The organism is Ruegeria sp. AL11 (assembly GCF_056540865.1).
The window spans coordinates 296,065-320,658 of the sequence record NZ_JBQFXO010000001.1 but is presented as its reverse complement, the minus strand read 5'-3'; the positions used below and the strand labels follow the sequence as shown (position 1 = coordinate 320,658).

Below are 24,594 nucleotides of genomic sequence, written 5' to 3'. Positions count from 1 at the left end.
ACAGTCGCAGCCGTCCTTTTGCTATCAAAAAGGCCCTCTTTCCGGGGAAAGAGGGCCTCCAGCAGTGCTCAGAACAGGGTTTGAAATCACCGTTTCAGGATCGATGCTCCCGCGTATTCCGCAATTTCACCCAGAGATTCTTCAATACGGATCAGTTGGTTATACTTGGCCAACCGGTCCGAACGCGCCAGCGAGCCGGTTTTGATCTGTCCGCAATTGGTCGCCACGGCCAGGTCGGCGATTGTGGCATCTTCGGTTTCACCCGAGCGGTGTGACATCACGTTGGTGTAACGCGCGCGGTGAGCCATATCGACGGCACGCAGTGTCTCTGTCAGCGATCCGATTTGGTTCACCTTGACCAGCATCGAGTTGGCGCAGCCACGTTCGATCCCTTCAGCCAGACGTGCGGGGTTGGTCACAAACAGGTCATCGCCGACCAGTTGAACCTTGTCACCGATCGCGTCGGTCAGAGCTTTCCAGCCGTCCCAGTCGTCTTCGGACATGCCGTCTTCGATCGAGATGATCGGATAGTCTTTGACCAAGGTCGCCAGATACTCGGCGTTTTCCTCTGAGGTCAGCGAGATATTCTCACCCGCCAGCACATATTTGCCGTCCTTGAAGTATTCGGTCGCGGCGCAATCCAGCGCGAGGTGAATTTCCTCACCCGGCTTGTAGCCCGCTTTTTCGACCGCCTGCAGGATGAAATCCAATGCCTCGCGCGTCGACGCGATGTTGGGGGCAAAGCCTCCTTCGTCCCCCACTCCGGTGGCCAGACCGGCAGCCGACAGCTCGCGCTTAAGCGTGTGGAACACCTCGGAGCCCATGCGGACCGCCTCGCGGATATTCGCGGCCGAGGTCGGCATGATCATGAATTCCTGAATGTCGATCGGGTTGTCGGCGTGCTCGCCCCCGTTGATGATGTTCATCATCGGAACCGGCAGGACGCGGGCCGAGGTACCACCGACATAGCGATACAAGGGTTGCGTGGTGAAATCCGCAGCCGCCTTGGCCGTCGCAAGCGAAACACCCAGAATAGCGTTTGCGCCCAATCGACCCTTGTTCTCGGTCCCGTCCAGCTCGATCATCGCCTGGTCGATAGCGACCTGCTCGGTCGCGTCAAAACCCACCAATTCCTCAGCGATCTCGCCGTTGACGGCGGCGACGGCCTCGAGAACGCCCTTACCCATGTAGCGCGACTTGTCTCCGTCGCGCTTTTCAACCGCCTCATAGGCGCCGGTGGAGGCACCTGAGGGCACGGCCGCGCGGCCCATTGTGCCGTCTTCCAGAATCACGTCGACCTCGACCGTCGGGTTGCCCCGACTGTCCAGGATTTCGCGTGCGTGAATGTCGATGATGGTACTCATGAGGGCGGTCCCTGTGGCTGCATTCCGTTGCACGCGTCATAGCAGCACGGAACTAAAAGTAAACCATTACCGTTATCGCTAACACGTATATTCCCGACCCTTTAGGGCTAACAGCGTCATGTTTGCGCCAACAGGGTTACGCTGCGGCCAACGCCATTTCGCGCGCCAGTTTGCGTTCGCGTAGAAAGGTATACAGGCCCGAGCCGATGATCAGGGACGCCCCGGCCAGCGTCATCAGGTCCGGACGTTCCCCAAAGACCAGGACACCCGCAAGGATCGAAAACAGAAGCCGCGTGTAGCGAAACGGCGTGACGGCCGAGGCTTCGCCGACGCGCATTGCGATCACGATCGCATAGTAGCCCAGAACACCGAAAAAGGCCGCTCCGGCAAAAGGCCAAACCTCAGCGCTTTGCATGGTTTCCAGTGGATGGCCGCTCATGATCATCAAGGTCGCGCCGCCCACAGCCAAGGCTAGATAGGCCTGTAGGGACACCACAGCCGACGAGACCTTGCTGTCCAATCGCCGTGTAATCAGATCGCGGGCCGCCACGCCAATAACCGCAGCCACCACATAGAGGGATTCCGGGCGGAAACCTTCAAGCCCGGGCCGGATGATCATCAGCACCCCTATGAAACCAACGCCAATCGCGCTCCAGCGTCGCCAACCGACTTGTTCACCCAAAAACAGCGCCGCCCCCATGGTGACCGCTAGAGGCATTGCCTGAAACACGGCCGCCACGGTCGAAAGGTCCACAAGGGCCAGCGCCGTCACAAAGGCTACCGCAGCGACGGCTTCGGACATAGCGCGGATCATTGGTAAAAGCTGCCACGCCTCGGGTACAAAAATCCGTTTGCGGGTCGCGATGGCCATGACCAGAAATACTAAAGAACAGACCAGCCCCAGCATGACCAGAATCTGGCCCGGCGAGATGGAAGACGTCAGCTGCTTGATGAACACATCTTCAAGCGTGAATGCCGCCATAGACGCAATGACCAGCAAAATGCCGTTGACGTTGTTCATGGGTCTGTCCGTAAAGAAACGGGCGGCACCAATTGCCGCCTTCTCACTTCAGCAAAACCGTATGTATTGCGTTAAATCAAGACCTATCACATCGCGAGCGATGAATTGTCTTGTTGCCACCCATCGCGTTTGGTGATGGATCACTCGGGCTTGATGGGAACGCCATACAGCTCCAGCCGATGTCCTTTGAGACGGTAACCCAACTTTTCCGCGATCTTTTCCTGCAGCGCTTCGATCTCGGGGTCGACGAATTCGATCACTTCCCCCGATTGCATGTCGATCAGGTGATCATGGTGATCCCTCTCGGCATCTTCATAACGGGCGCGGCCATCGCCGAATTCCAGACGCTCCAGAATGCCAGCCTCTTCGAATAGTTTCACCGTGCGGTAGACCGTTGCGATCGAGATACCCGAATCCAAAGCTGACGCGCGGGCATAGAGTTCTTCGACATCTGGGTGGTCCGCGCTCTCCTCGAGAACCTGCGCAATAGTGCGCCGCTGGCCGGTCATGCGAAGGCCTTTGGCTTCACAACGCGAAATGATCGTATCCGGCATGTTGCCCCTCAGAAACTACTCGGGTGTCTGTCTTAGTATGTCCGTACGCGCCGCGCCACAAGAATTCGACATCCCCCTGCAGATCATCCTTCAAGGCGCAGATCGGCCCAGATCGGCAAATGGTCCGAGGCGATATGGGCCGGGCGATCCTCGTGCACGCCATGCGCATGCACCTCGACCCCCTGCCCAAGGGCAATCCGGTCCAAGGCGCCTAAGGGCTGGGCTGCAGGAAAGCTGGGGAGCGGAGGCAGAAACCGCATCTCAGGCACGAGGTTATCGAGCACAGGTGAGCGCGACCATTCGTTGAAATCTCCGGCCCAGACCGTCGGCATATCCTCCAGATCCGCGCCGAACTGGCGTATATGGGTGATCTGCCGGCGACGCGAGGCAGACAGCAGCCCCAGGTGCATGCCCATCACCCTTAGCGGCCCGATGGGGGTATCGAACTCAACCCGCACCGCGCCGCGCGGCTCGAACCCCGGCAATTCGTGATGGCCGGTCTGACGGACCGAGATCGCATCGCCCCGCCAGATCACCGCATTTCCATGCCATCCCAAACTGCCTGCCCCGCCGAGATCGACGATCTGCCATCCGGCCTCATCCAACATGAACTGAGGCAGCGCGGCAGGCCGTGGTGGCAGCCGTTTATCAGCTTCTTGCAACACAACGATATCGGCGCGCATCCCCTCAATAACCTGAAGGATGCGCTGTGGCTGACGCCGGAGATCAAGGCCGACGCATTTCTGAATATTGTAGCTGGCAAGCCGCAGAACCGAGGGTATTTTCATATCGCTTTTCAGAGTCAACGGCACCGATTTGGAACCTTAGAAATGGGCGCGGTGTTGCAATTCTCAGCGCGTTCCCTCAAAGGTTTATGAGTATTACATTAAATAAGTTTACACGAAATCAAGCGGGGTTAAACTGCCGCAAAAAGGAAACTCGCCCTTGGACGTTGAATCCACATTCGCCACGATGATCATTGCCGATATCGTGGGCAGTACGCCGCTCTACAAGGCGGTGGGCGATGACGAAGCCCAGCGCCTGATCCAACTTGAGATCGACCGGCTACGCTCGGTCCTGCAGGAGTTTGGCGGCATTCCGGTCGGGCAAAAGGGCGACGATGTTCTCAGCTATTTCGAGAACCCAAGCTCGGCCTACAATGCAGCCCTGAAGCTGATCGAGCCTTCAACCCATACGCCGCTATCCGTCCACGTCGGCGTACATTGCGGCCCCATCGTGATCGGCAAGCGCGGCATCTATGGCGAGGCCGTCAACGTGACCGCCCGTTTTGCAACCGCAGCCAATCCGGGCGAGGCTTGTTTCAGCCAAGGGATCGCTGTCTTGCTGCCCGCCGAACTACGAACCACGCTTACACCGCTGGGCCAGCTTAGCCTCAAGGGGCTTACCGAGGCTCAGACAGCCTATTCGCTAATCCACCCCGAGTCTGACTCGATCATGCAGACCAGGCTGCCGCAGAATTTCGGCCGCACCGAGGAGAACTGGCAGCCCCGCGAAGGCCTGACCCTGATCCTGCGCCACGAGGACCGCGTCTGGCGCTGTCTCGGAAACGGAGAGTTCAAGATTGGCCGCGCGCCTGACTGCGATGTGGTGCTACCGCAGCCCTGGATCTCGCGCCTGCATGCGGTCCTTGCCATGAAAGCGGGTAAGCTGATCCTGACAGACCGCAGCACCTCGGGGACCTACGTGAAATCAGAATCCGGACGCGAAATCCAACTGAAACGGGAATCGGTCATGCTGGCCGATAGTGGCCTGATCTCACCGACCCTGCCCATCGACATGTCCGAGACCTGCCTGCAATTCGAGCTGCTGGGCCGCAATCAGGTTCCGCAAAACGTGGCGTGAACTACCTCATTTTCACTGGGGGGCCGTGTTAGGTCGGGATTCTCGGGCTGATCCACAAAGGGGCGTGACAACACATCGTTCAAACGATGGAACGGGGCATAGTCCCCCGTCACCGCAGCTTCGATCATCTGCTCAACACGGTGGTTGCGCGGGATGAAGGCCGGGTTTGTCGCTGACATCACCCCGTGCGGGTCCGCCTCGCGTGACATGCGGGCCTGCCAACCCTCAGCCCAGCTATCAAACGCCTCAGGGTTCGTGAATTGGTCCCGCGCGCGCTCACCGCCCAGCGCCCTGAACGTATTGGTGAAATCCGCATGCTCCTCCGCCATACGCTTCAACAGGTCGGTGATCAGCCCAAGATCCCCCTCCTCTGCGCGCGTCAAACCCAGCTTGGCACGGAAGCGGCGCAACCACTCCTGCTGGAGCAAATCGGGCATGGCGTGTACGATCTCGGTCGCCTCTTCGACACTGTCCTGAGGATCATCGTATTGCTGGATCAAGGCCGTCGCCAGTTGCGCCAGATTCCACACTGCAATTTCGGGCTGGTTGGAATAGGCATAGCGCCCCATCCGGTCGATTGAGCTGTAGACCGTATTCGGATGGTAGCTGTCCATGAAGGCGCAAGGACCATAGTCGATGGTCTCCCCCGCGATCGAGGAATTGTCCGTATTCATCACCCCGTGAATGAACCCAACGCTCATCCACGCCGCGATCAGCTTTGCCTGCGCATCGCGAACGGCCCGCAAAAGACCCATTGGCCCTTCAGCCTCGGGGTAGTGGCGCTGGATGGCATAGTCGGTCAATTGCTTCAGACTTTCGACCTGCCTGCGCCCGGCAAAGACCTGAAATGTTCCAACGCGCAAATGGCTCTGCGCCACTCGGGTCAAAACCGCCCCGGGCATCGGCCCTTCGCGGTAAACGGCTTCACCTGTTTCAACAGCGGCCAAAGCCCGCGTGGTCGGAATGCCCAGAGCATGCATCGCTTCTGAGACCACATATTCCCGCAACACCGGCCCCAGCCATGCTCGCCCATCGCCTTGCCGCGAATAAGGCGTCCGGCCCGAGCCCTTTAGTTGAATGTCACGGCGTATCCCGTCTTCGCCCACAGTCTCACCCAGCAAAACCGCACGGCCGTCGCCAAGCTGAGGATTATAAGTCCCGAACTGGTGACCAGAATACAGCTGCGCCAAAGGCTCTGCCCCGTCGGGTACCGTATTGCCCGCAAAGGCCTGTGCCATCTCCGTGACATCTCCGGGTGAGATGCGCAATATCCGCGCCAACCCCTCGTTGAACGCAATCAACTGAGGCTCTTTCACAGGAACCGGAGACTGCCGCGTGTAAAAGGCATCCGGCAAACGGGCGTAGGAGTTATCAAAGGGGATCGTAAGGGTCATGGCGCAAACATATGACCTTAGGCGATGATTGCCATAGCGGATCGTGCGGACCCATGCATAATCGCGCAAAAACCCAAAAGGCCAAACATGACCGCGCAAGAGATCATCGACCACCTGAACCTGCAAAAACACCCCGAAGGCGGCTGGTACCGCGAGACATGGCGCGCGCAAAACGAAGGCCGTGCCACGGGCACTTGCATCTATTTCCTGCTAGAGGCCGAGGAATCCAGCCACTGGCACCGCGTCGATGCGACCGAGATCTGGCTTTACCATGCAGGCGCGCCTCTGGTGCTATCGATCAGTGAAACCGACCAAGGCCCCGCCACCGATCACCTTCTCACCCCCAACCTGTCCCAAGGCGCACCGCAACTGATTGTTCCTGAAAACCACTGGCAAGCCGCCCGAACGACCGGAGACTATACTCTGGTCAGCTGCACCGTCTCTCCCGGTTTCGAATTCGAAGGTTTCGACCTCGCCGTCCCCGGTTTCGACATCCCTCGCAACCGATAGCAATTGCGGATCCAAACTTCATCTGGCTAAAAATACCTCGGGGGGAGTCGCGCAAAGCGCGGCGTGGGAGAGCCCCCAACCCCGCACCCACCTATTTCTCGGCCCGGTTCTTCAAAAGCGCGGTCAACAAGGGCACCAGCAACGCCGGCAAAGATCCCAGCGGATTTGCGCCAATGCTCTTGACCGCCTGAACCACCTCACGCGCCTCAGTGGCCATCTCCTCCATCTCGCCTTCAACGTCCGCGATTGCCATGTCGCGCACTTCCACCGCCGGGGCGATTTCATCCTCGACACTGGTCCGCCGCGCAAACAGAACCAGTAGCGCCGCCAAAACTAGGTTCCCCGCCGCCAGCACCGCTGCTGCACCGGCGGAAGACATCAACGCGTCCAACGCAAAAAAGATGGCAACATTCAGGGCAACCAAACCGGCCAGTGCCGCGATACCTGCCAGCACCATCAGGATCGTCTGTTGCTGCATGACCGCAAGACGACGACGCGCGATCAGGCGCTCCGTGCGATAGATCGTTACAAGATTTCTGCTAAGTCTGCTCATCTCACCCCCTCTATCTGCTGGCCCGACCGACCACATACCCAAGCGAGAACGCAATCAGCAGAACTGTAATCGGATAATCCTTCTGCAATCGACCAAACTCGGCAACGACCTCCTCACCCATGGCCTCGGCCCCGGATAGATCAACGCCATGCTCTTTCAGTAATCGCCGAATCTCATCGCTCGTTTTGGTCGAGGTCTTTTCTTCGGCGCCCGCCTCAGCGCTCTCCTCCAACTTCGCGTTACGAGCCCGCAACGCCTCAAGTTCGGCTTCCAGTTCCGCTTTCGTCGCCATGAAACAAGACCTTTGTTGAAACAAGTTTACACAAGCGTTGCACATTTGTGTCCGCTTTTGAACCACTTGGTCCGAGTTTCCAGCTTAGCTGGCCTGGTCCACCGAGACACGGCTGACAATGCCACCGCCCACCAGGGCCTGCACCCCCGTCGTTCCAGGGCATGAGGTCGGCAAACCTCGCGCCACGCGGACCGCCAGATAGGCGAAGGCCTGCGCTTCCAGCATATCGCCGTCCAGCCCCACGGCCTCGACCGGCTCAATCGGGCAATCCAACGAGACGCGCAGCATCTCCATCAGAACGGGGTTGTGCCGCCCGCCGCCGGTCACCAACACGCGCGCCGGAGGTTTCGGGCAATGCTGCATACCCTGCGCCACACCCGCCGCGCACATCGCGGTCAGAGTGGCAACCGCATCTGCGTCGCACAACTCCTGCACCAGACGCACCATCTCGGCAAAGTCGTTTCGGTCCAAGGATTTGGGCGGCATGCGCGCAAAGAATGGCTCGGCCAAAAACAGCTCCAGCGCACCGGTTTCCACGGAGCCGCCGCGGGCTACTGCGCCATCGCGATCCATCGGTAGGCCCAGGCGAGCTTGGATCAGATCATCCACAGGCGCATTTGCCGGACCGGTGTCAAACGCCAGCAACGCCCCCGGTGCCTCAGGGCCATCAAAGGACGGGTCTACATAGGTCAGGTTGCCGACACCGCCGAGGTTCAGGAAACACAGCGGCTCCCGCGCATCGATCCATTTGGCACAAGCGAAATGGAAGAACGGGGCCAGAGGCGCGCCCTCGCCGCCTAAAGCCACATCGTCACTGCGGAAGTCCCAGACAACCGGCAAACCCAGCGCCTGCGCCAGCCCGACGCCATCGCCCACTTGCAAGGTGCCGCGCCCACGCGGCTCATGCGCAAGGGTCTGGCCGTGAAAGCCGATCAAATCCACCTCTTCGAATTCCGACAGGGCCTCGGCATGGGCCACGGTCACCAACTCGCCCGCGACCTCCACATCGGGGCCTTGCCATTGCCCCAAAGCGGCGCGGATCACCGCACGTTCGGCCTCAGAATAGGCGCGATAGCCGGTTTCACCAAAGCTGAAGATCCGGTGACCATCGGTTTCGACCACAGCGGCATCCACGCCATCCATTGACGTCCCTGACATCGCCCCAAGCGCCCGGATCGGCCCTTGTTTGTTGTTGGACTGCCGCACGGCTGCCTCCTGCCTGTATCAGTCGTTGCACCTGCCTTCTGAACAATCAGAGCGTGCAACGGCGCCAACCTGCCCCGCCTATGGCAGACAAGGCAAGCGCCTTGCGCCCAAGCTGCAAAGAATTCTGCCCCGAGCGCCATGTATGCGACGCTGACCCGAGGTGTTTTTCAGCACAAAAGGCACCTTCCCCTTCCCCACGCTGCCGCCTATACAGTGCCCTGCAACATTAACCCGAGGGCACGATATGACCTACCACCCCGTCATGGATTGTCCTCGCCACGGATGACCGAGCGCGGCTTTCTGGTGTTAGATATGCCGGTGGTAGGCCATCTTTCGGAGCAAGCTCCTCCTCAGATACGTGCCCTCGGGTTAATGTTGCGGGGCACTGAAACACCTTAGTTTCATGACGCCTTCGGCCATCACTGCCTGTAACCGAAACAGGAGTGAACCGACCATGTCGTTGAAGATTGAGAAAGCTACCGAGTCCATCGTTAAAAGACTGCCATTACCTGAATCTAGGGAAGTAACTTACACCATACTTTCACCAACAGGATTGACATTAAGAGTACGTTCTGGTGGATCGAAGACTTGGTATGCTCGTCTGTGGAACGCTAAGTCCCAAAGGCTAGTGCGTAAGAAGCTAGGTGTATGGCCCCACATGTCGTGTAGCGTGGCTATTAAGGCTGTTGAGCGAACCCGTAGAGAGTTTGAAGAATCTCGGTGGAACGACAAACTCAAGGCCCTGACATTGGCTCAGGCATACCAGCACTACAAAGATAAGAAAGCCAAGGATGGTAAGATCACATCATTCCAACAACAGATAGTTCAGGCTTGGCGATGTGTCCCTTCTCGGCTCCATCATGAGCTATTGGACGAGATAGTTCCCAATGACCTAGCTGACTTGGTATCCAGTGTTGCTGCTGAGCGTAAAGGTACTGCCTTCCATGTTCGAAGGATGCTCAAGGCTGTGTATCGACTGGCCCTTATCAATGACTGGTGCTTGAAGGATCGAACTTTAACTATCGAACCCGTCACACTGAAACCGAAGAGATTACTCGTATCGAATGAGGATATAGCGAAGGTATTGGATACGGCTCGACAGCACCCTGACAAGGAGAAGGTCTGTGCACTGCCACTGACTGCTGCAACAGGTCAACGAGGTGGTGAGGTTATGAAGTTAGATTGGTCTGATGTGTACGAGGATCGCATCGTGTTCCCTGCTGAGATACGGAAGCAAGGTGAAGAACATACAGTCTGGCTCAATGACCTAGCTCGTGAAGCATTGGCTACCCATCCAAGGAGCGAAGCGAACGATCCTAATGAAGAACGTGTTGGTCCGATGTTCCCCGGTTGGCATAGGGATTGGATCAGTTACTTCGGTGAGGTGGTTGGACGACAAGCCAAGGTCAAAGGGTTCGGTGTCCACCAGCTACGCAAGGCAGTGATTAGTAACCTGCTCAGTGAGGGTGTGCCTGTTCACATCGTCCAGCAAATCTCGGGCCACAAGGATACATCTATCTTGATGAAGCACTATGCTATCTCCACCGAAGAGCAAGCCAAAGGTGCTGCCCAAAGTGTGAGCTTCAAATAGGTCTTAGAGCCACAGAGAGAGTCACTGACGGGGTGTAATGCCTCGTCAGGTCCGCACACACCATAAGACAGGTTAACAGGGCTGTGTGAACCTCCTTATTTTCATAGCTCAGTCAACCAATCCACCAATAGTTGCGGCGGTTTATCGCCCATGAATCTGGGTTGGTGAAACCTGTTTTAACCAGTCTTAACGGAATGTTGTTATACGACGTTCAACCAGCTACGAAGGCTGGCAATACCACTAAGACGAGGACGAGCAAACATGTTCAAAAGAAAGAAACTAGACCACGATCACAGAAGCATGTGGGACAATGCGAAGATGGATGCGGCTATCGACGAACTCGGCAGTCTGTTTCAATTCCCACAGAATGTCGCTGGCACCCTTGAGGCTGAATTCATCGTAATGAACAACGCCAAGGATCACACCGTATTCGACGGTAAGAAGGACACCCCCATCCAGAGGCTTGAGCATATCGAAGCTCAAATTCGGGCGCTGACTGAAGACTACTACGAAGCTCACGAACAACTGATGAAGAAGTTCAAAGCTATCCGAGACAATAAGTAATCTCAGGTATCATCCGACATGACCAAGGTTCTATACACACAGATTGCAGCATTGGCGGTGGTGCTAGGGTTCACCGCATCGGCACAAGCTGAGGCACCCTTCGAGAAGCAGATATTTGGGAGCACATTTAACCACAAGTTCTACGAGCTTGAGTTGGACGGTGGTGGTGGAGAGTCGATCTTAATATCAGGGCTGGCTGCTGGTTACGTTGATAGTGGGACAACGATCAAGCGATGCACCATCACATATGAGCTATCTCAACTAACCATTGGTGTCACCGAAGACATATCAAAGAACCGTGAATACTATCACGCTCTCGTTGGTGCTGGAAAACCAACCGAAGGTGACTCAATGGTGTTCGCTCAAATCCTGCTCAACCAATCACCACCAGTTCAGGCTGGGTTCAACTTGTGTAAGAAAGCTCTCAATAGTTATCAGGGCTAGGCGTCTTATCCAGTGGCGGGGTTCCGGTTGTCCGAGTCCTCGCCCACCTAACCCACCTGACAAAATCAAATGTGAGTATGAGCCTAACGGCTAATGCGATGCCAATCGCTCGTATTTTTGTGGGAAAGTATTTTCACCCTTTTCTAATGATCAAGTTGGGTGATCATCCCGGCTGATATTGACCGACCTATCATCACTGGAACACACCTAAGAGACTCTGGGAGGCACCCTACAGGGCCGTAACAGGTGTCTTGGCCACCCTCGCCCCAGTCAGGCAGTTAACAGGGCTGTACGAGTCATCCTGTAAACGAAGGATACCGGGCCTGTCGTGGCCCCTCACGTGTACGTGCGCGTACTCACGCGCGTACTAGTACTAAAATATACTATAACTTCTAACCTACTTTTAAGGCAGGTGGTGGTTGGACGAAGAAGTATGTCCTTAGGCGTGGGGGCTGAGCGTAGCGATAACCCACGTCGTAACCTTTAACTCTCCAACTTTCTTTACTCGGGATATAAGATAGACCTCACGGGAACCTGAGCAAGCTCAGAACCCCTGCGGACACGAGTGACACCTAACTTTATTTTCCTTATTCGGTTAACAAAACTCCCTGAATCTTTTTAGTAATATAGACACCCCATAGTGCGGAGGAGTGCACTAACGGTTGATCCGAAGGCGAGACCATCCCTAAACCTTTTTTTTACAGAAACGGAGACATCCCTTAGGATGTCACCCAACTTTATTTCTCTTCGTTGGTTGTAAATTCTGCCTGAATTTCGTTAGTATATATGTAAGGGTTTGAAGTGTCCTGAGGCCACATTTCAACCCCTTGCAAACCAAGGGCGGGGCGTGGTCGGTAGGGGGCCATGTTTCGCTGAGTCAGAATGTCGCAAGGCGCGATGACGACAACCATAAGACAAATGGCCGTCCAATAATTCTCTAATACTAAAAACCAATAATATATCTAATAAGTATTAACGCTTAGCTGTCTCTGCTGTGTGCAGCTTAGGGGTAGCCCCATAGTTTAAGAGCAGTGTTGTTACCGAAGAAAGTAAGGCTCGGTGTTATCATTACTACTCACTGCAATACTCTATCGTTCCCATCCTGAGTTGGGTTCAGACCTCAAACTTACACCAGCAGTAACGGACCATAAGCAAAGCCCTGTGTTATATGGCTTTCCGATACATTGAATGACCTAACATCTATCACTGGACATACAACTACACTTAGGCTTGGATCTATCGTTGAGGACTTGACCTTACTCGGTGGTTGATAGATTGGTTCAGCCTGTTGCTTGACCTCGGATTCACCATAGCCTACTCCAGCTTCTAGGTTGTGACGGTTGAGCCTAATGAAATAAGGCTGAGGAATACGTACCGTGACCTACCACCCCAAATCGGATTTCATCGCCACGATGATCGAGCGCGGCTTTCTGGCCGACTGCACCGATTATCAAGGCCTTGACGACGCGCTGATCGACGGGGTGCAGACAGCTTATATCGGCTATGACGCCACCGCGCAGTCGCTGCATGTGGGTCACCTGATGAACATCATGGTGCTACGTTGGTTGCAAAAGACCGGCCACAAGCCGATCACCCTGATGGGCGGCGGCACCACCAAGGTGGGCGACCCCTCGTTCCGCTCGGATGAACGTCCCCTGCTGGGGCCCGAACAGATCGACGCCAATATCGCGGGCATGAAGCAGGTGTTCTCGAAATACCTGTCCTACGATGACAGCGAGACCGGCGCGCTGATGCTGAACAATGCCGAATGGCTGGACAGCCTGAACTACCTCGATTTCCTGCGCGACATCGGGCGGCATTTCTCGGTCAACCGAATGCTGTCCTTCGAGTCGGTGAAATCCCGGCTGGACCGCGAACAATCGCTGAGCTTCCTGGAATTCAACTACATGATCCTGCAGGCCTACGACTTCCTTGAGCTGAACCGCCGCTATGGCTGCGTTCTGCAAATGGGCGGCTCAGATCAGTGGGGTAATATCGTCAACGGTATCGACCTGACCCGCCGCGTCTTGGATCAGGAAATTTACGGCCTGACGACGCCTCTGCTGACAACCAGCGACGGCCGCAAGATGGGCAAATCGCAGGGCGGTGCGATCTGGCTGAACGGCGATATGCTATCGCCCTATGAGTTCTGGCAGTTCTGGCGCAACACGACTGACGCCGATGTGGGTCGCTTCCTGAAGATCTTCACCGAGCTGCCGGTCGATGAATGCGACCGCATGGGCGCGTTGCAGGGGTCCGAGATCAACGAGGCCAAAATTCGCCTCGCCAATGAGGTCACGACCCTTCTGCATGGGGCCGAAGCCGCTGCCACAGCCGAGGCCACCGCGCGCGAAGTGTTCGAAAAAGGCGGTGTTGGCGGAGACCTTCCGACCCTCACGCTCAGCGCGGATGAGTTGGGCGATGGCATGTCGATCGTGCAGTTGATTGTGAAATCCGGTCTGGCCAAGTCCGGCAAAGAAGCCAAGCGCCTGATCTCGGAAAACGGCGCCAAGCTGGACGACGCGCCGCTGACGGACGCAGGCCTGATGATTGACGCAGGCGCGCTTTCCTCTCCGATCAAACTGAGCGCAGGCAAGAAACGCCACGCTCTGGTTCAGCTGGGCTGATCTTTCTCGTTTCCGGGCGCAAACACCTGCGCCCGGAGCGCCTTATTTCGTTGATGCCGAAATCTATGCTAAACTGCTGACTATTGAAGCGTTTTAGTATGATTTGAACATGGTAGTTGCGAACAAATTCACATCTTCCCGCCGCGCCGACGTTGTCTTTGAGGGCGAAAAATTCTCGACCGGCGCGGATGAAGTCACCTGCATCCTGACAACCGACAGCTTGAAGCAAAAGGGAAGCTCTCCGGCTACCGGCCATTGCGCGATTGTCGAGCGGTTCAACTCGCGCTGGGATGTAAAGGACCTGATTGATCTGGCTGCGGTGCAAAAGGCTCTGTCCAGTAAGTCGACGCTCCAAAAGCTTGCCAAGGCAAATTCGGTCGACAAGATTTTGGAGCTTCTGGCGCTGACAGAAATTCAGATGCTGTCCGATTACTCGGAACTGCAGGCACAGACATACATCAAAGGCCACATCCTGAGCGAAAAACTTGGCGGGCCCGGCACTAATGTCAATCTAACGCCCATGTCGGCCAGCTCGAACTCGACCTACTACAGTGCCTTTGAATCCAAGCTGATCAAGAGCTTGCAGGACTTCAAAAAAGAAGAGAAAGCCTCGGGTTATCGGGTCCGCGTCCGGTTTCATGCGAAGTGCAGCGGCGGCATGAAACCCTGGTGGAGCAGTGCGTCAAAGGAAACCTCGCGAATGTTGAGCAAACTGCCGAGAACCCTGAAAGCAAGCTGGCGGGTCGACAGTTTTTTCAAAGACGGCAAACCAGGCGAGCGGATCGCAAAGTCGAAATTACCGGCATCGGCGGCAAAGAAGATGCCCAAAGCGACTGGCGCTCAACCGATGACCTACCCGCTGGCGCTGTAAATTGCCAAGTTAGCGCTGGCTGTATCCGGGGTTTGACACGCTGGTGTAGGTCGCCGGATGTGGCGACCTACAAAAAGTTCAGGGACTGCGTCGCCATGGGCTATTTCTTGCCCTTTCCTCCGCCGTTCTTGCCGCCGCCTTTGCCGTCGCCGCCTGTACCGCCGCCTTTGCCATCACCGCCTTTGCCGCCTCCGCTGTTTCCACCATTTCCGCTGCCTCCGCCGCCGTTTCCGGAGCCGCCGCCCTGACCATTATTACCACCACCGTTACCGGTGCCCGGCCCTGAACCACCGTTGTTGCCGCCACCGTTTCCGGGGTTTCCACCATTTCCATTGCCGTTGCCGGGACCGCCGTTGTTGCCGCCATTGCCACCGTTACCGGGGCCGTCACCGCCGCCACCGTTGCCGGGGCCATCGCCGCCGTTACCCGGTCCATCGCCGCCGCCATCTCCGGGTCCATCGCCCCCATCACCGGGGCCGTCATCGCCGCCTGGACCACCGTCACCTGCCGGACCTACTCCGTCGCCGTTGCCCGGACCACTAGAAGACCTGTCCTCGCCTTGGTTCGAAGCGGCCTGCACACTTGCCGTGGGCAAATCGGTCAGCAAAGTTGCCAATTCCGGGCATTGCGCACCTGTAACGCTTAGAGTGGTTTCGAAATCGGCCCGCCTCTGCAGACGCTCCAGAAAGCTGGGCGTAACCTGCGCGCAATCGCACAAACCTGCGTAGTCTCCGGCATTGGCGAGATCACGCGCTGTTTTCCAGTTGCAGGTTTCCGGCGCGGCTGCTGCGCTTCCGACCATGAACACCCCGACAAACGGCGCAATCGCAAGCGCGCCAAGTTTTTGCTTTGTACTCTTTAACATTTCAGCACCTCCTGACGAAAAAACACCCGACCGCGTCAGGTTGTTCATTCACGAGTTGGCGATCTTCCGTGAAGCCGATCTGAAAGGTTTCTGAGGATTTCTTCAGAACCCAACGCGGGGTCCAAAGCCAAACCTATAGACAGGACGCGGCTAAACTGTTTATTGAACATATGTTCATTAACCCGCGAGGAGGCCCATCATGAACCTGTCCGACACCGCAGCCATCATCACCGGCGGCGCGTCCGGTTTGGGCGAAGCCACCGCCCGGTACTTTGCCGCGCAAGGCGCTCAGGTCACGCTGCTGGATCGCGATGCCGACCGAGGCGCGAAGGTCGCCGCCGAGATCGGAGGGCATTTCAATGAGACCGATGTAACCCAAGAAGCCTCGGTCGCAGCAGCGGTCGGGCTGGCCACGGATAAAATGGGCAAGATCACCGCTGCCGTGAATTGCGCCGGTATTGCGGATGGTATCAAAACCGTTGGGCGCGACGGCCCGCATCCTCTGGACGCATTCCAGCGCACAATCGACATCAATCTGGTGGGCAGTTTCAATGTCGCCCGTCTTGCCGCAGCCCAAATGGCCCTGAATGAGCCGGACGCAGACGGGGCCCGTGGAGTCATCATCAACACCGCTTCAATCGCGGCATTCGACGGGCAAAAAGGTCAGGCAGCCTACGCGGCTTCAAAAGGCGGCGTGGTTGGTATGACCCTACCTATGGCACGCGATCTGGCCTCAACCGGTATCCGGGTGATGACCATCGCGCCCGGAATCTTCATGACGCCCATGCTGGCCGGTCTGCCGGAAGAGGTGCAAGCCCAATTGGCCGCCGACGTCCCGAACCCACCCCGCTTGGGGGACCCGAAGGAATACGGACGCCTCGCCGCCTTCATCGTCGAGATGGGATATCTGAACGGAGAGGTCATCCGCATCGACGGCGCCCTAAGGATGCGCTAACCCTAAGGACATGAGCGAACGGCAGAAAATGGCGGCGGGTGCGTGGTACACCTGCCTCGATCCGGAACTGGAAGACTTGCGCCAGACCGCCCGTCGCGCCGTTTACGCCCACAACTCATGCCAGCCCGATGATCGCGGCCCGATCGCGCCTGAGTTGCGTGCGCTTTTCGCCGAAATCGGGCATATGTGCTTCATCGAAGCCCCGTTTCATTGCGCCTATGGATTCAACCTCTCTCTGGGCGATCGTGTCTATTTTAACGCGGGCTGTACCATATTGGATACCGCGTCTGTCAGGATCGGCAGCGACACAATGCTGGGCCCTAACGTCCAGATCTACTGCGCAGAACACGCCAAGGACCCCGCCCTGCGCGCAGACGGTCTTGAAGTCGCGCATCCGGTCACGATTGGAGAGAATGTTTGGATTGGCGGCGGCGCTATAATCCTGCCTGGTGTCTCAATCGGCGACCGGGCCATTGTAGGCGCGGGCAGTGTCGTGACCAAATCTGTCGCACCCGATGAAACGGTCGTTGGCAACCCAGCACGCCAGATCCGGGGAAGCGCATAAGACGACCTTGAAAACCTGAGGAAACTGAGTTTCGGGTCTTTTGCTACCCGCCTTCGGCCTTTTCCTCAAGCATCAGCCACTCTTCCTCGGAGGCCGACAGTTTTTCCTGCCGTTCGACCAACGCCTCGGTGGCTTTTTGGAACTTGACCGGCTCACGCGTGAACAAATCCGGGTCCGCCATCAGCTCTTCCAGTTTGGCAATCTCGGCCTCCAGCCGCGCAATCTCGGCCGGGAGCTTCTCCAACCGGTGCTTTTCCGAGAAGGACAGGCCTAGTTTCGGCTTGGCCTCTTGCTTCACCTTTGGCTTGGAAGCTTTTGTTTTCTCTTCTTTCTTAGGGGCAAGATCACCCCGCTGAGCGATATAGTCCGACCACCCGCCCGCATAAACGGTAGCACGGCCATTGCCCTCCATCGCGATGGTTGTGGTGGCCACACGGTCCAGAAAGTCCCGGTCGTGGCTGACCAGCAGAACCGTGCCGTCATAGTCGTCCAACAGCTCTTGCAGCAGGTCCAGAGTTTCCACATCCAGATCGTTGGTCGGTTCGTCCAGCACCAGTAGATTCGACGGTTTCGCCATTAACTTCGCCAGCAGCAAACGCGCTTTTTCCCCGCCGGAAAGGGACTTAACAGCCGCTCTTGCCTGGCGTTCATCGAACAGGAACTCTTTGAGGTAACCCACAACATGCTTGGGCTGCCCGCCAACCATGACCTGATCGGCCTTGCCCGACACGCGCATCTCTGGGTCGCCGGTCAGGCTGTCCCAGAGGCTCATTTCAGGGTCCAACTGCGCGCGGGTCTGGTCAAACACCGCGATTTCCAGATTGGTGCCCAGGGTCACAGAGCCCTCATCCGGAGCCTCTTGCCCCAGCAGCATCTTCAACAGAGTGGTTTTGCCCACCCCGTTCGGCCCAACAAAGGCAACCCGATCGCCGCGCTGCGCCAACAGATCAAAGCCGCGCACGATCTGCTTGTCGCCATAGGCTTTGGACAAGGCTTTGGCCTCGATCACCTTGCGCCCAGACTTTGGCCCCGCCTCAAGCGACATTGCCGCCGAGCCCTGGCGCTTGATCTGCGCCGCCTTCTCGGCCCTCAGGGCTTGCAATGCCCGCACCCGCCCTTGGTTGCGTTTACGTCGCGCACTGATCCCTTCGACCGCCCATTTCGCCTCTGACTTGATCAGGCGGTTCAATTTGTGACGCTGCTGATCCTCCTCTTCCCAGACCTTGTCGCGCCAAGTCTCGAACGCCTCGAAGCCCTGCTCCTGCCGCCGCACCATGCCGCGATCAATCCACAGGGTCGCGCGGGTCAACGCCCGCAGGAACGCGCGATCGTGCGAGATCAGCACATAGGCAGCCCGCGTCGCGCCCAATTCGCGCTCCAGCCAAGCGATGGCTTCGATGTCCAGATGGTTGGTTGGCTCGTCCAGCAACATCAGGTCCGGCGCTTCGGCCATCAGTTTGGCCAAGGCCGCGCGCCGCCGTTCCCCGCCCGAAGCAGTCTCAACGGGGCGCGATGGGTCGAATTTCAACCCCTCACCGGCCCGTTCGACCTTGTAGAGCTCGCCCGGTTCCAACCCGCTTGAGGCATAGTCGCCCAGCGTCGCGAACTCCTCCATCCCCGGGTCCTGCTCCATGTACCCAACGGATTTGCCGGGAGGCACAACGATCTCACCCTGATCCGCCTCAACCAGCCCCGCCATCACCTTCATCAAGGTGGACTTACCCGAGCCGTTGCGCCCTACAAGCGCAACGCGATCACCCGGCTGGACCACCAGATCCAAACCGGAAAACACCGGATCACCCCCGAAGGTCAGGGAAATGCCGGACATCTGCAACAAAGGAATTCTCGCCATGCCCGCCAGCTAAACCGGCAGCGCTGGCGCGTCAACGCCCACACCTTCTTGTCGTCGAAAATACGGAATTACCGAGCCACCGCCCGCAGCAACCGTTTGCGGGCTGGAGGTATCGCACCGATCTCTAACCCGGTGAACACGTGTAACGTGTTCATATGCCGATCCACCACCGCGTGATCGCTGACCCAACCGCCCATCATCAGATAGGTACGCAGCAACGGCGGCATCCGCAGCATCGCTTTTTTGGCGTCCGGCCTGCGCCGCAGCTTGGACGCAAACCGAAACACATCCGGAGCCTTCACCCGCGGCAGCCAGCGTTTCGGGGCCAAATGACGGTCCTTGAGCATCGCAAACGCGTCCAGATACTCGGCCGTTTCGGTGCCTGCGAATGAGGAGCACCCAAACAGCATCTCGATCCTGTTCTGGTCCACATAGGCCGTCATCGCGCCCCACGCGGCACGTAGGATATCCGGGTCTGTCCGGTCGGGGTGGATACAAAACCGCCCCATCTCAACCATACGGCCCGAGAACCCCTCGAGGCTGGACAGATCGTAAAACTGCGCCGAGTAGCTGCGTCCGATCTCAGCGCCGCTCTCCATGGTCAACATACGGAAACAACAGACCAGAGCGCCCTCGTCCTGCAGGTCTTCGACCAGAACATGGGCGCAAACCAGATCGAACGCGTCAGCATCCAATGCGCCGGTGCCAAACGCCCACGTCCGCAGCGCCTGCGCCGCCGCCAGATCTTCGTCACTCTGCGCCAGACGCGCCCGAAAGCGCCCTTTGCTCAACAACACAGCCATGACCGCATCCTCCGCCCTTGCCGACCGGATTTCAACCTTATGGCTCTGCTATCACGGCAGATGTGACCGCCTTGTGAAGACGACACGACAGTCCTGTGACTTAGTTGGTCGCGCCCGGAATGTTAGCTGGGTTGAAGTTGCCGATATTGCCCAGCAGCTGACGCAGGAAGCCGTTGTTCTGGATACTGGATTCGGTCACGCGCCGTTCAAGGGTCACGACGACTCCGTCCTCCAGACCGAACCTCTCGATATTGCGGACGACGCCGCGCTGGTCAAAGCTGATGGCAACCAACTCGCGCGAGACAACCTCGGGCCTTTTGGGGCCGTAAAAGCGCACGCGAGAGGCAACGTAGTAATAGCCCGAATCTCGCACAACGCCGGAAATACCGGGCGCGCCGATGGCTTCGGCCACGGTGTCGCGGGTATCGACGCCCACTTTGATCTCGGCCAGATCTTCGGCCGGCGGAATATAGCCGTGATTCTTGAAGGTTGGCGTACAGGCCGCAATCGCAGCCAGACAGGTAATAAAGACGAGCGATTTCGCTGCTCGTTTCACCTTGTTCACACCCATCACCATATACACCCTCTTGCCTTGATCCGTAACGGCCCCTATCCGCTTACAGAAACCGATGCCCCGGTTCAACACAGGAAAGGGTCACGAATGAGCAACACGACATCTCTGCGGGTGGCCGACCTGCCCCAAAACACGCCAACATCCTTCGAATTGCGCCCAAACGCGACAGAACTGGACAACATCAAAGCCGAGCTTGACCTGCTGGGCCTTCGCAAGCTCAGCTTTGTCGGCCAAGTTGAGGCCGAAGGAAAGAAGGACTGGGTCCTCACCGCCAAACTGGGCGCAACTGTCGTGCAACCCTGCGTCGTGACGCTGGAACCGGTGACCACACGTATCGACGTCCCCGTCACTCGTACCTTTCTGGCCGACTGGGCAGACCCCGAGGATGAAGAGTTCGAAATCCCCGAAGGCGACGAAACCGAGGCTCTGGGCGCCGAAATTGACCCCACTCAGGTGATGATCGAGGCGCTGTCACTGGCCCTCCCCCTTTATCCTCGCAAAGAGGGTGCGGAACTGGAGCAGGCCGACTATACAGAGCCGGGTAAACAGGCGATGACGGACGAAGATGCAAAACCCTTCGCCGGACTGGCAGGTTTGCGCGATGCGCTGAAAAAAGACGAGTGACAGGGCAGAGATTTCCTGTCATAGCAGGCGGTCAGAAAAATCGCTTGAACATGTCGAGAATCGCAGTATTTTCGCGCGCTCATCGGATTTAGGGTTGGACAACGTGGGGCATGTACCCTAAACGCGCGTCAAACCACGATAAACGAAATATGAAACCCGGTCGGCGGCGATTCTGCTGACCCTCAGTAGACAAAGGTTGAGACCATGGCCGTCCAACAGAACAAAGTTTCCAAGTCGCGTCGCAACAATCGCCGCGCACACGACGCTCTGGTTGCTGCAAACCCGAACGAATGCCCGAACTGCGGCGAGCTGAAGCGCCCGCACCACGTTTGCGCATCCTGCGGCCACTATGACGACCGTGAAGTAGTCGCTCAGGCCGACGAAATCGACCTGGACGAAGACGCAGCCTAAGCCTGATCGAGCGCAAGCCTTCGCATGACGGAACAACCCACGCACGCCGGACGGATCATCATTTCCGTTGATGCTATGGGGGGGGACGATGGTCCCGTAGCTGTTGTTGCAGGTTTGGCGCAATCGGCCAAGAAGAACCCCGATATTGGGTTTCTGCTGCACGGTCCGGAAGACAAGCTGCGCAAGCTCGTAGCGAAACGGCGCGTCCTTAACGGGCGCGTCGATTTTCGTGATTGTCCCGACGTCGTCACGATGGAGGACAAGCCTAGCCAGGTTGTGCGCAACGGCAAACAGACCTCGATGTGGTCCACGCTTGAGGCCGTGCGTCAGGGTGATGCCCATGGCGCGGTATCCTGTGGCAACACAGGCGCGCTGATGGCGCTGTCGATGATGCGTCTGCGCAAACTGCCTGGTGTCAGCCGCCCGGCGATTGCGATTCTGTGGCCCTCGCGCAACCCTCAGGGGTTCAACGTTATGTTGGATGTAGGCGCCGATGTGCGCGCCGACGCCAAGGATCTACTGCAATATGCGTTGATGGGCGCCTCTTACGCGCGCAACGGCATGGCGCTGCAGCGCCCTCGGATCGGGCTTCTGAATGTCGGCACCGAGGAACATAAAGGTCGGGCAGAGCTCAAAGAAGCGCATGCCATGATCACCGACTTCGCCGAATCCGCGAATTTCGATTTCGTGGGCTTCGTCGAAGGCAGCGATATTCCCGGCGACAAGGCAGATGTCATTGTCACCGATGGGTTTACCGGCAACGTTGCGATCAAGACCGGCGAAGGCACAGCCAGCCTGATCGGCGATCTTCTGCGCGAAGCCTTCAAATACACCCCCCTCTCTCGACTTGCATCGGTGCTGGCGATCACCTCGCTGAACCGCCTGAAAAAACGTATCGATCCGCGCCGCGTGAACGGGGGCGTTTTTCTGGGGCTGAACGGAACCGTGGTGAAATCCCACGGTGGCGCGGACGCGACCGGAGTGTCAGCCGCAGTCAAGCTGGCCTTCACGCTGGCTCAATCAGGTTTTGCCGAAAAATTGGCAGCACGGGTTGCATCAACGGCCCAGCTTGCACAAGATGCCGCGCATGCCGCGCCGCAGGCGGAAAAATAACAAAAAGGCAGTACCTCAAACATGGCAGGCCGTTCAGTCGTTGTAGGTGTCGGACATTATTTGCCCGAACGTGTTGTCCCGAATTCCGAGTTTGAACAGACTTTGGATACGACGGATGAATGGATCCGAACCCGGTCGGGAATCGAACGCCGCCACTTTGCTGCCGAAGGCGAAACCACCTCGGATCTGGCGACCAATGCCGCAAAAGCCGCCCTTGCAGACGCGGGGCTGGAAGCGGACGACATTGACGCCATCGTTCTTGCGACCTCGACCGCTGATCTGACCTTTCCGTCAGCTGCAACTATGGTTCAGGCCCGCCTTGGCATGACGCGCGGTTTTGCCTTCGATGTGCAGGCCGTATGCGCCGGATTCGTTTTCGCGCTGAGCAATGCAAACGCGCTGATCCTCTCGGGTCAGGCCAAACGCGTTCTGGTCATCGGGGCCGAGACGTTCTCCCGAATCATGGATTGGACCGACCGCTCGACCTGCGTGTTGTTCGGCGACGGCGCAGGTGCCCTGATCCTTGAGGAACAGGAAAGCACCGGCACGTCGGACGACCGGGGCGTTTTGGCAACCGATCTAAACTCGGACGGGCGGTATCAGGACCTGCTCTATGTGGATGGTGGCGTGTCAACGCAATCGACCGGTCACTTGCGGATGCAAGGCAACCAGGTCTTCCGTCATGCCGTTGAAAAGCTTGCCAAAACCGCTAGCACCGCACTCGATCGCGCCGGGCTGACGGCCTCGGACGTGGATTGGATTGTGCCGCATCAAGCCAATATCCGCATCATTCAGGGCACGGCCAAGAAGATGGGCTTGCCGATGGAGAATGTCGTGGTCACCGTACAGGATCACGGCAACACCTCGGCCGCGTCGATCCCTCTGGCCCTGTCGGTTGGCAAACAGCGTGGGCAAATCAAGCAAGGCGATCTGATCGTAACCGAAGCCATTGGCGGCGGGCTGGCTTGGGGCGCGGTTGTTCTGCGCTGGTAACCGGCGCAATTCAGCTTACGTCCCCACCTGCAATTCATTGATATTGACAGTGAATTTGCCCCCGCCCTATGCTTTGACAGCAACAGGGGAAAAGGTATGAGCGACAAAACACTGACCCGGATGGATCTAAGCGAAGCCGTCTTTCGTGAAGTTGGCCTGTCACGCAACGAAAGCGCGCAGCTGGTGGAAAGCGTTCTGAACCACATGTCCGACGCGCTGGTGCGCGGTGAACAGGTTAAGATTTCCTCATTCGGCACGTTCAGCGTTCGGGACAAAACCGCTCGTATCGGTCGCAACCCCAAAACCGGCGAAGAGGTTCCCATTCAACCCCGCCGCGTGCTGACTTTCCGTCCGTCGCACCTGATGAAGGATCGCGTCGCCGCCGGGAATCGCAAGTAATCCTAGGACCTCGCGGACATGAGCAAATCTCCCGACGCATTTCGCACCATAAGTGAAGTTGCGGATTGGCTCGGAGTACAGGCCCATGTCCTGCGCTTTTGGGAAAGCCGATTTACCCAAGTCAAACCCGTAAAACGGGCCGGAGGACGCCGGTACTACCGCCCCAATGATATGCGTCTGCTGGGCGGTATCAAAAAGCTGCTGCACGAGGATGGAATCACCATCAAGGGTGTACAGCGGATTTTGCGCGAACAGGGTGTTGCCCATGTCGCAGCGCTCTCGCCGTCTCTGGATGAGCCTGCAGTCGAGGAAACGGACAGCACCGTTGTTCCCTTTTCCGCCAAACCTGCACCTCAGACCCAACAAATCCCGATGGACCTCGACGCACCGCGAGAGGCTGAGGCACCAGCGGAAAGCGCCGAACCAGCCGATCTGGATGCCGCGCCTTTGGTTGGAGGCATCGCTTCACTGGCATGGAATCGGTCCGAATTCGACGATGAACTACTCAGCCGTATCGCGCCCTTGGCCAAGGATTTGCGCGCATGGTTGAACCGGGTGGAAACACGGGCGGCAGGATAGAAAAAAG

Annotated in this window: 27 protein-coding genes; 15 read left to right on the top strand and 12 right to left on the bottom strand. The window is 57.7% G+C overall.

Going from position 1 to position 24,594, the window contains the following annotated elements; genetic code table 11:
* Positions 1-86 precede the first annotated feature (86 nt).
* From eno to ACR0IP_RS01605, 4 genes are all read right to left on the bottom strand, one after another.
* Positions 87-1,364 (bottom strand): phosphopyruvate hydratase, encoded by a 1,278-nt coding sequence (gene eno, locus ACR0IP_RS01620; RefSeq protein WP_170764567.1) that lies wholly within the window; start codon positions 1,362-1,364, stop codon positions 87-89.
* Between the two features lie 136 nt (positions 1,365-1,500).
* A complete protein-coding gene (locus tag ACR0IP_RS01615; RefSeq protein WP_480523420.1) occupies positions 1,501-2,385 on the bottom strand; it encodes a DMT family transporter in 885 nt (294 codons plus the stop codon).
* A 140-nt stretch (positions 2,386-2,525) separates the two neighbouring features.
* Positions 2,526-2,939, bottom strand: coding sequence for a Fur family transcriptional regulator (locus ACR0IP_RS01610; RefSeq protein WP_170373928.1), 414 nt, complete (start codon positions 2,937-2,939; stop codon positions 2,526-2,528).
* A gap of 83 nt (positions 2,940-3,022) precedes the next feature.
* Positions 3,023-3,727 (bottom strand): endonuclease/exonuclease/phosphatase family protein, encoded by a 705-nt coding sequence (locus ACR0IP_RS01605; RefSeq protein ID WP_480523418.1) that lies wholly within the window; start codon positions 3,725-3,727, stop codon positions 3,023-3,025.
* Between the two features lie 157 nt (positions 3,728-3,884).
* On the opposite strand from ACR0IP_RS01605, the gene ACR0IP_RS01600 reads away from it, so the two are divergent.
* Positions 3,885-4,802 carry an adenylate/guanylate cyclase domain-containing protein gene (locus ACR0IP_RS01600; protein WP_170373929.1) on the top strand — a complete coding sequence of 306 codons (918 nt, stop codon included), beginning with the start codon at positions 3,885-3,887 and terminating at the stop codon, positions 4,800-4,802.
* Here ACR0IP_RS01600 and ACR0IP_RS01595 read toward each other — a convergent pair.
* A complete protein-coding gene (locus ACR0IP_RS01595; RefSeq protein WP_480523416.1) occupies positions 4,778-6,196 on the bottom strand; it encodes a protein adenylyltransferase SelO in 1,419 nt (472 codons plus the stop codon). The genes ACR0IP_RS01600 and ACR0IP_RS01595 overlap by 25 nt on opposite strands.
* Positions 6,197-6,283: 87 nt before the next feature.
* On the opposite strand from ACR0IP_RS01595, the gene ACR0IP_RS01590 reads away from it, so the two are divergent.
* Complete coding sequence (locus ACR0IP_RS01590; protein ID WP_170373931.1) at positions 6,284-6,706, top strand: cupin domain-containing protein; 423 nt, start codon at positions 6,284-6,286, stop codon at positions 6,704-6,706.
* 91 nt (positions 6,707-6,797) lie between these two features.
* On the opposite strand, the gene ACR0IP_RS01585 is transcribed toward ACR0IP_RS01590, so the two are convergent.
* The 3 genes from ACR0IP_RS01585 to ACR0IP_RS01575 all read right to left on the bottom strand — a co-directional run bounded on the left by ACR0IP_RS01585 (position 6,798) and on the right by ACR0IP_RS01575 (position 8,757).
* Positions 6,798-7,259 (bottom strand): hypothetical protein, encoded by a 462-nt coding sequence (locus tag ACR0IP_RS01585; RefSeq protein ID WP_480523414.1) that lies wholly within the window; start codon positions 7,257-7,259, stop codon positions 6,798-6,800.
* Between the two features lie 10 nt (positions 7,260-7,269).
* Positions 7,270-7,551 (bottom strand): hypothetical protein, encoded by a 282-nt coding sequence (locus ACR0IP_RS01580; protein ID WP_170373933.1) that lies wholly within the window; start codon positions 7,549-7,551, stop codon positions 7,270-7,272.
* An 84-nt stretch (positions 7,552-7,635) separates the two neighbouring features.
* Entirely contained in the window at positions 7,636-8,757 is a 1,122-nt protein-coding gene (locus ACR0IP_RS01575; protein WP_480523412.1) for an anhydro-N-acetylmuramic acid kinase, read from the bottom strand.
* A gap of 454 nt (positions 8,758-9,211) precedes the next feature.
* Between ACR0IP_RS01575 and ACR0IP_RS01570 the strand changes: the two genes are divergently transcribed.
* The 5 genes from ACR0IP_RS01570 (at position 9,212) to ACR0IP_RS01550 (ending at position 14,854) form a co-directional block, all read left to right on the top strand.
* Positions 9,212-10,348, top strand: coding sequence for a tyrosine-type recombinase/integrase (locus ACR0IP_RS01570; RefSeq protein ID WP_480523410.1), 1,137 nt, complete (start codon positions 9,212-9,214; stop codon positions 10,346-10,348).
* A gap of 261 nt (positions 10,349-10,609) precedes the next feature.
* Positions 10,610-10,912 (top strand): hypothetical protein, encoded by a 303-nt coding sequence (locus ACR0IP_RS01565; RefSeq protein WP_480523408.1) that lies wholly within the window; start codon positions 10,610-10,612, stop codon positions 10,910-10,912.
* Between the two features lie 18 nt (positions 10,913-10,930).
* On the top strand, positions 10,931-11,356 hold the full coding sequence (locus ACR0IP_RS01560; RefSeq protein WP_480523406.1) for a hypothetical protein: 426 nt from the start codon (positions 10,931-10,933) through the stop codon (positions 11,354-11,356).
* A gap of 1,376 nt (positions 11,357-12,732) precedes the next feature.
* Positions 12,733-13,983, top strand: coding sequence for a tyrosine--tRNA ligase (gene tyrS / locus ACR0IP_RS01555; RefSeq protein WP_170548189.1), 1,251 nt, complete (start codon positions 12,733-12,735; stop codon positions 13,981-13,983).
* 109 nt (positions 13,984-14,092) lie between these two features.
* Entirely contained in the window at positions 14,093-14,854 is a 762-nt protein-coding gene (locus ACR0IP_RS01550; RefSeq protein WP_480523404.1) for a DNA/RNA non-specific endonuclease, read from the top strand.
* A 100-nt stretch (positions 14,855-14,954) separates the two neighbouring features.
* Here the strand turns inward: ACR0IP_RS01550 and ACR0IP_RS01545 are convergent, their stop codons facing one another.
* Positions 14,955-15,719: a hypothetical protein gene (locus tag ACR0IP_RS01545; protein ID WP_480523402.1), complete on the bottom strand. Its 765-nt coding sequence runs from the start codon at positions 15,717-15,719 to the stop codon at positions 14,955-14,957.
* Positions 15,720-15,918: 199 nt separating this feature from the next.
* Between ACR0IP_RS01545 and ACR0IP_RS01540 the strand changes: the two genes are divergently transcribed.
* Positions 15,919-16,674, top strand: a complete 756-nt coding sequence (locus tag ACR0IP_RS01540; RefSeq protein ID WP_170638478.1) for a 3-hydroxyacyl-CoA dehydrogenase — start codon at positions 15,919-15,921, stop codon at positions 16,672-16,674.
* Between the two features lie 10 nt (positions 16,675-16,684).
* Positions 16,685-17,239 carry a sugar O-acetyltransferase gene (locus ACR0IP_RS01535; RefSeq protein WP_480523399.1) on the top strand — a complete coding sequence of 185 codons (555 nt, stop codon included), beginning with the start codon at positions 16,685-16,687 and terminating at the stop codon, positions 17,237-17,239.
* A gap of 43 nt (positions 17,240-17,282) precedes the next feature.
* Here the strand turns inward: ACR0IP_RS01535 and ACR0IP_RS01530 are convergent, their stop codons facing one another.
* From ACR0IP_RS01530 to ACR0IP_RS01520, 3 genes are all read right to left on the bottom strand, one after another.
* Positions 17,283-19,091 (bottom strand): ABC-F family ATP-binding cassette domain-containing protein, encoded by a 1,809-nt coding sequence (locus tag ACR0IP_RS01530; protein ID WP_480523397.1) that lies wholly within the window; start codon positions 19,089-19,091, stop codon positions 17,283-17,285.
* 68 nt (positions 19,092-19,159) lie between these two features.
* Positions 19,160-19,894: a GNAT family N-acetyltransferase gene (locus ACR0IP_RS01525; RefSeq protein ID WP_480523395.1), complete on the bottom strand. Its 735-nt coding sequence runs from the start codon at positions 19,892-19,894 to the stop codon at positions 19,160-19,162.
* Between the two features lie 100 nt (positions 19,895-19,994).
* Positions 19,995-20,471 carry an outer membrane protein assembly factor BamE gene (locus tag ACR0IP_RS01520; protein WP_480523855.1) on the bottom strand — a complete coding sequence of 159 codons (477 nt, stop codon included), beginning with the start codon at positions 20,469-20,471 and terminating at the stop codon, positions 19,995-19,997.
* Positions 20,472-20,555: 84 nt separating this feature from the next.
* On the opposite strand from ACR0IP_RS01520, the gene ACR0IP_RS01515 reads away from it, so the two are divergent.
* From ACR0IP_RS01515 to ACR0IP_RS01490, 6 genes are all read left to right on the top strand, one after another.
* Positions 20,556-21,092 carry a DUF177 domain-containing protein gene (locus ACR0IP_RS01515; protein WP_170548171.1) on the top strand — a complete coding sequence of 179 codons (537 nt, stop codon included), beginning with the start codon at positions 20,556-20,558 and terminating at the stop codon, positions 21,090-21,092.
* 204 nt (positions 21,093-21,296) lie between these two features.
* Positions 21,297-21,503 carry a 50S ribosomal protein L32 gene (gene rpmF / locus ACR0IP_RS01510; protein WP_008756996.1) on the top strand — a complete coding sequence of 69 codons (207 nt, stop codon included), beginning with the start codon at positions 21,297-21,299 and terminating at the stop codon, positions 21,501-21,503.
* A gap of 24 nt (positions 21,504-21,527) precedes the next feature.
* Positions 21,528-22,616, top strand: a complete 1,089-nt coding sequence (gene plsX / locus ACR0IP_RS01505; protein ID WP_480523393.1) for a phosphate acyltransferase PlsX — start codon at positions 21,528-21,530, stop codon at positions 22,614-22,616.
* Between the two features lie 21 nt (positions 22,617-22,637).
* Positions 22,638-23,609, top strand: a complete 972-nt coding sequence (locus ACR0IP_RS01500) for a beta-ketoacyl-ACP synthase III (protein ID WP_480523391.1) — start codon at positions 22,638-22,640, stop codon at positions 23,607-23,609.
* Between the two features lie 96 nt (positions 23,610-23,705).
* Positions 23,706-24,008, top strand: coding sequence for an integration host factor subunit alpha (ihfA, locus tag ACR0IP_RS01495; RefSeq protein ID WP_037316145.1), 303 nt, complete (start codon positions 23,706-23,708; stop codon positions 24,006-24,008).
* Positions 24,009-24,026: 18 nt separating this feature from the next.
* Positions 24,027-24,587, top strand: a complete 561-nt coding sequence (locus ACR0IP_RS01490) for a MerR family transcriptional regulator (RefSeq protein ID WP_170373943.1) — start codon at positions 24,027-24,029, stop codon at positions 24,585-24,587.
* Positions 24,588-24,594 lie beyond the last annotated feature (7 nt).

Excerpts from the sequence above, each read along its gene's own strand:
- eno (WP_170764567.1), bottom strand. The coding sequence starts at position 1,364 with ATGAGTACCATCATCGACATTCACGCACGCGAAATCCTGGACAGTCGG.
- ACR0IP_RS01615 (WP_480523420.1), bottom strand. The coding sequence starts at position 2,385 with ATGAACAACGTCAACGGCATTTTGCTGGTCATTGCGTCTATGGCGGCA.
- ACR0IP_RS01610 (WP_170373928.1), bottom strand. The coding sequence starts at position 2,939 with ATGCCGGATACGATCATTTCGCGTTGTGAAGCCAAAGGCCTTCGCATG.
- ACR0IP_RS01605 (WP_480523418.1), bottom strand. The coding sequence starts at position 3,727 with ATGAAAATACCCTCGGTTCTGCGGCTTGCCAGCTACAATATTCAGAAA.
- ACR0IP_RS01595 (WP_480523416.1), bottom strand. The coding sequence starts at position 6,196 with ATGACCCTTACGATCCCCTTTGATAACTCCTACGCCCGTTTGCCGGAT.
- ACR0IP_RS01590 (WP_170373931.1), top strand. The coding sequence starts at position 6,284 with ATGACCGCGCAAGAGATCATCGACCACCTGAACCTGCAAAAACACCCC.
- ACR0IP_RS01585 (WP_480523414.1), bottom strand. The coding sequence starts at position 7,259 with ATGAGCAGACTTAGCAGAAATCTTGTAACGATCTATCGCACGGAGCGC.
- ACR0IP_RS01580 (WP_170373933.1), bottom strand. The coding sequence starts at position 7,551 with ATGGCGACGAAAGCGGAACTGGAAGCCGAACTTGAGGCGTTGCGGGCT.
- ACR0IP_RS01570 (WP_480523410.1), top strand. The coding sequence starts at position 9,212 with ATGTCGTTGAAGATTGAGAAAGCTACCGAGTCCATCGTTAAAAGACTG.
- ACR0IP_RS01565 (WP_480523408.1), top strand. The coding sequence starts at position 10,610 with ATGTTCAAAAGAAAGAAACTAGACCACGATCACAGAAGCATGTGGGAC.
- ACR0IP_RS01560 (WP_480523406.1), top strand. The coding sequence starts at position 10,931 with ATGACCAAGGTTCTATACACACAGATTGCAGCATTGGCGGTGGTGCTA.
- ACR0IP_RS01550 (WP_480523404.1), top strand. The coding sequence starts at position 14,093 with ATGGTAGTTGCGAACAAATTCACATCTTCCCGCCGCGCCGACGTTGTC.
- ACR0IP_RS01545 (WP_480523402.1), bottom strand. The coding sequence starts at position 15,719 with ATGTTAAAGAGTACAAAGCAAAAACTTGGCGCGCTTGCGATTGCGCCG.
- ACR0IP_RS01540 (WP_170638478.1), top strand. The coding sequence starts at position 15,919 with ATGAACCTGTCCGACACCGCAGCCATCATCACCGGCGGCGCGTCCGGT.
- ACR0IP_RS01535 (WP_480523399.1), top strand. The coding sequence starts at position 16,685 with ATGAGCGAACGGCAGAAAATGGCGGCGGGTGCGTGGTACACCTGCCTC.
- ACR0IP_RS01530 (WP_480523397.1), bottom strand. The coding sequence starts at position 19,091 with ATGGCGAGAATTCCTTTGTTGCAGATGTCCGGCATTTCCCTGACCTTC.
- ACR0IP_RS01525 (WP_480523395.1), bottom strand. The coding sequence starts at position 19,894 with ATGGCTGTGTTGTTGAGCAAAGGGCGCTTTCGGGCGCGTCTGGCGCAG.
- ACR0IP_RS01520 (WP_480523855.1), bottom strand. The coding sequence starts at position 20,471 with ATGGTGATGGGTGTGAACAAGGTGAAACGAGCAGCGAAATCGCTCGTC.
- ACR0IP_RS01515 (WP_170548171.1), top strand. The coding sequence starts at position 20,556 with ATGAGCAACACGACATCTCTGCGGGTGGCCGACCTGCCCCAAAACACG.
- rpmF (WP_008756996.1), top strand. The coding sequence starts at position 21,297 with ATGGCCGTCCAACAGAACAAAGTTTCCAAGTCGCGTCGCAACAATCGC.
- plsX (WP_480523393.1), top strand. The coding sequence starts at position 21,528 with ATGACGGAACAACCCACGCACGCCGGACGGATCATCATTTCCGTTGAT.
- ACR0IP_RS01500 (WP_480523391.1), top strand. The coding sequence starts at position 22,638 with ATGGCAGGCCGTTCAGTCGTTGTAGGTGTCGGACATTATTTGCCCGAA.
- ihfA (WP_037316145.1), top strand. The coding sequence starts at position 23,706 with ATGAGCGACAAAACACTGACCCGGATGGATCTAAGCGAAGCCGTCTTT.
- ACR0IP_RS01490 (WP_170373943.1), top strand. The coding sequence starts at position 24,027 with ATGAGCAAATCTCCCGACGCATTTCGCACCATAAGTGAAGTTGCGGAT.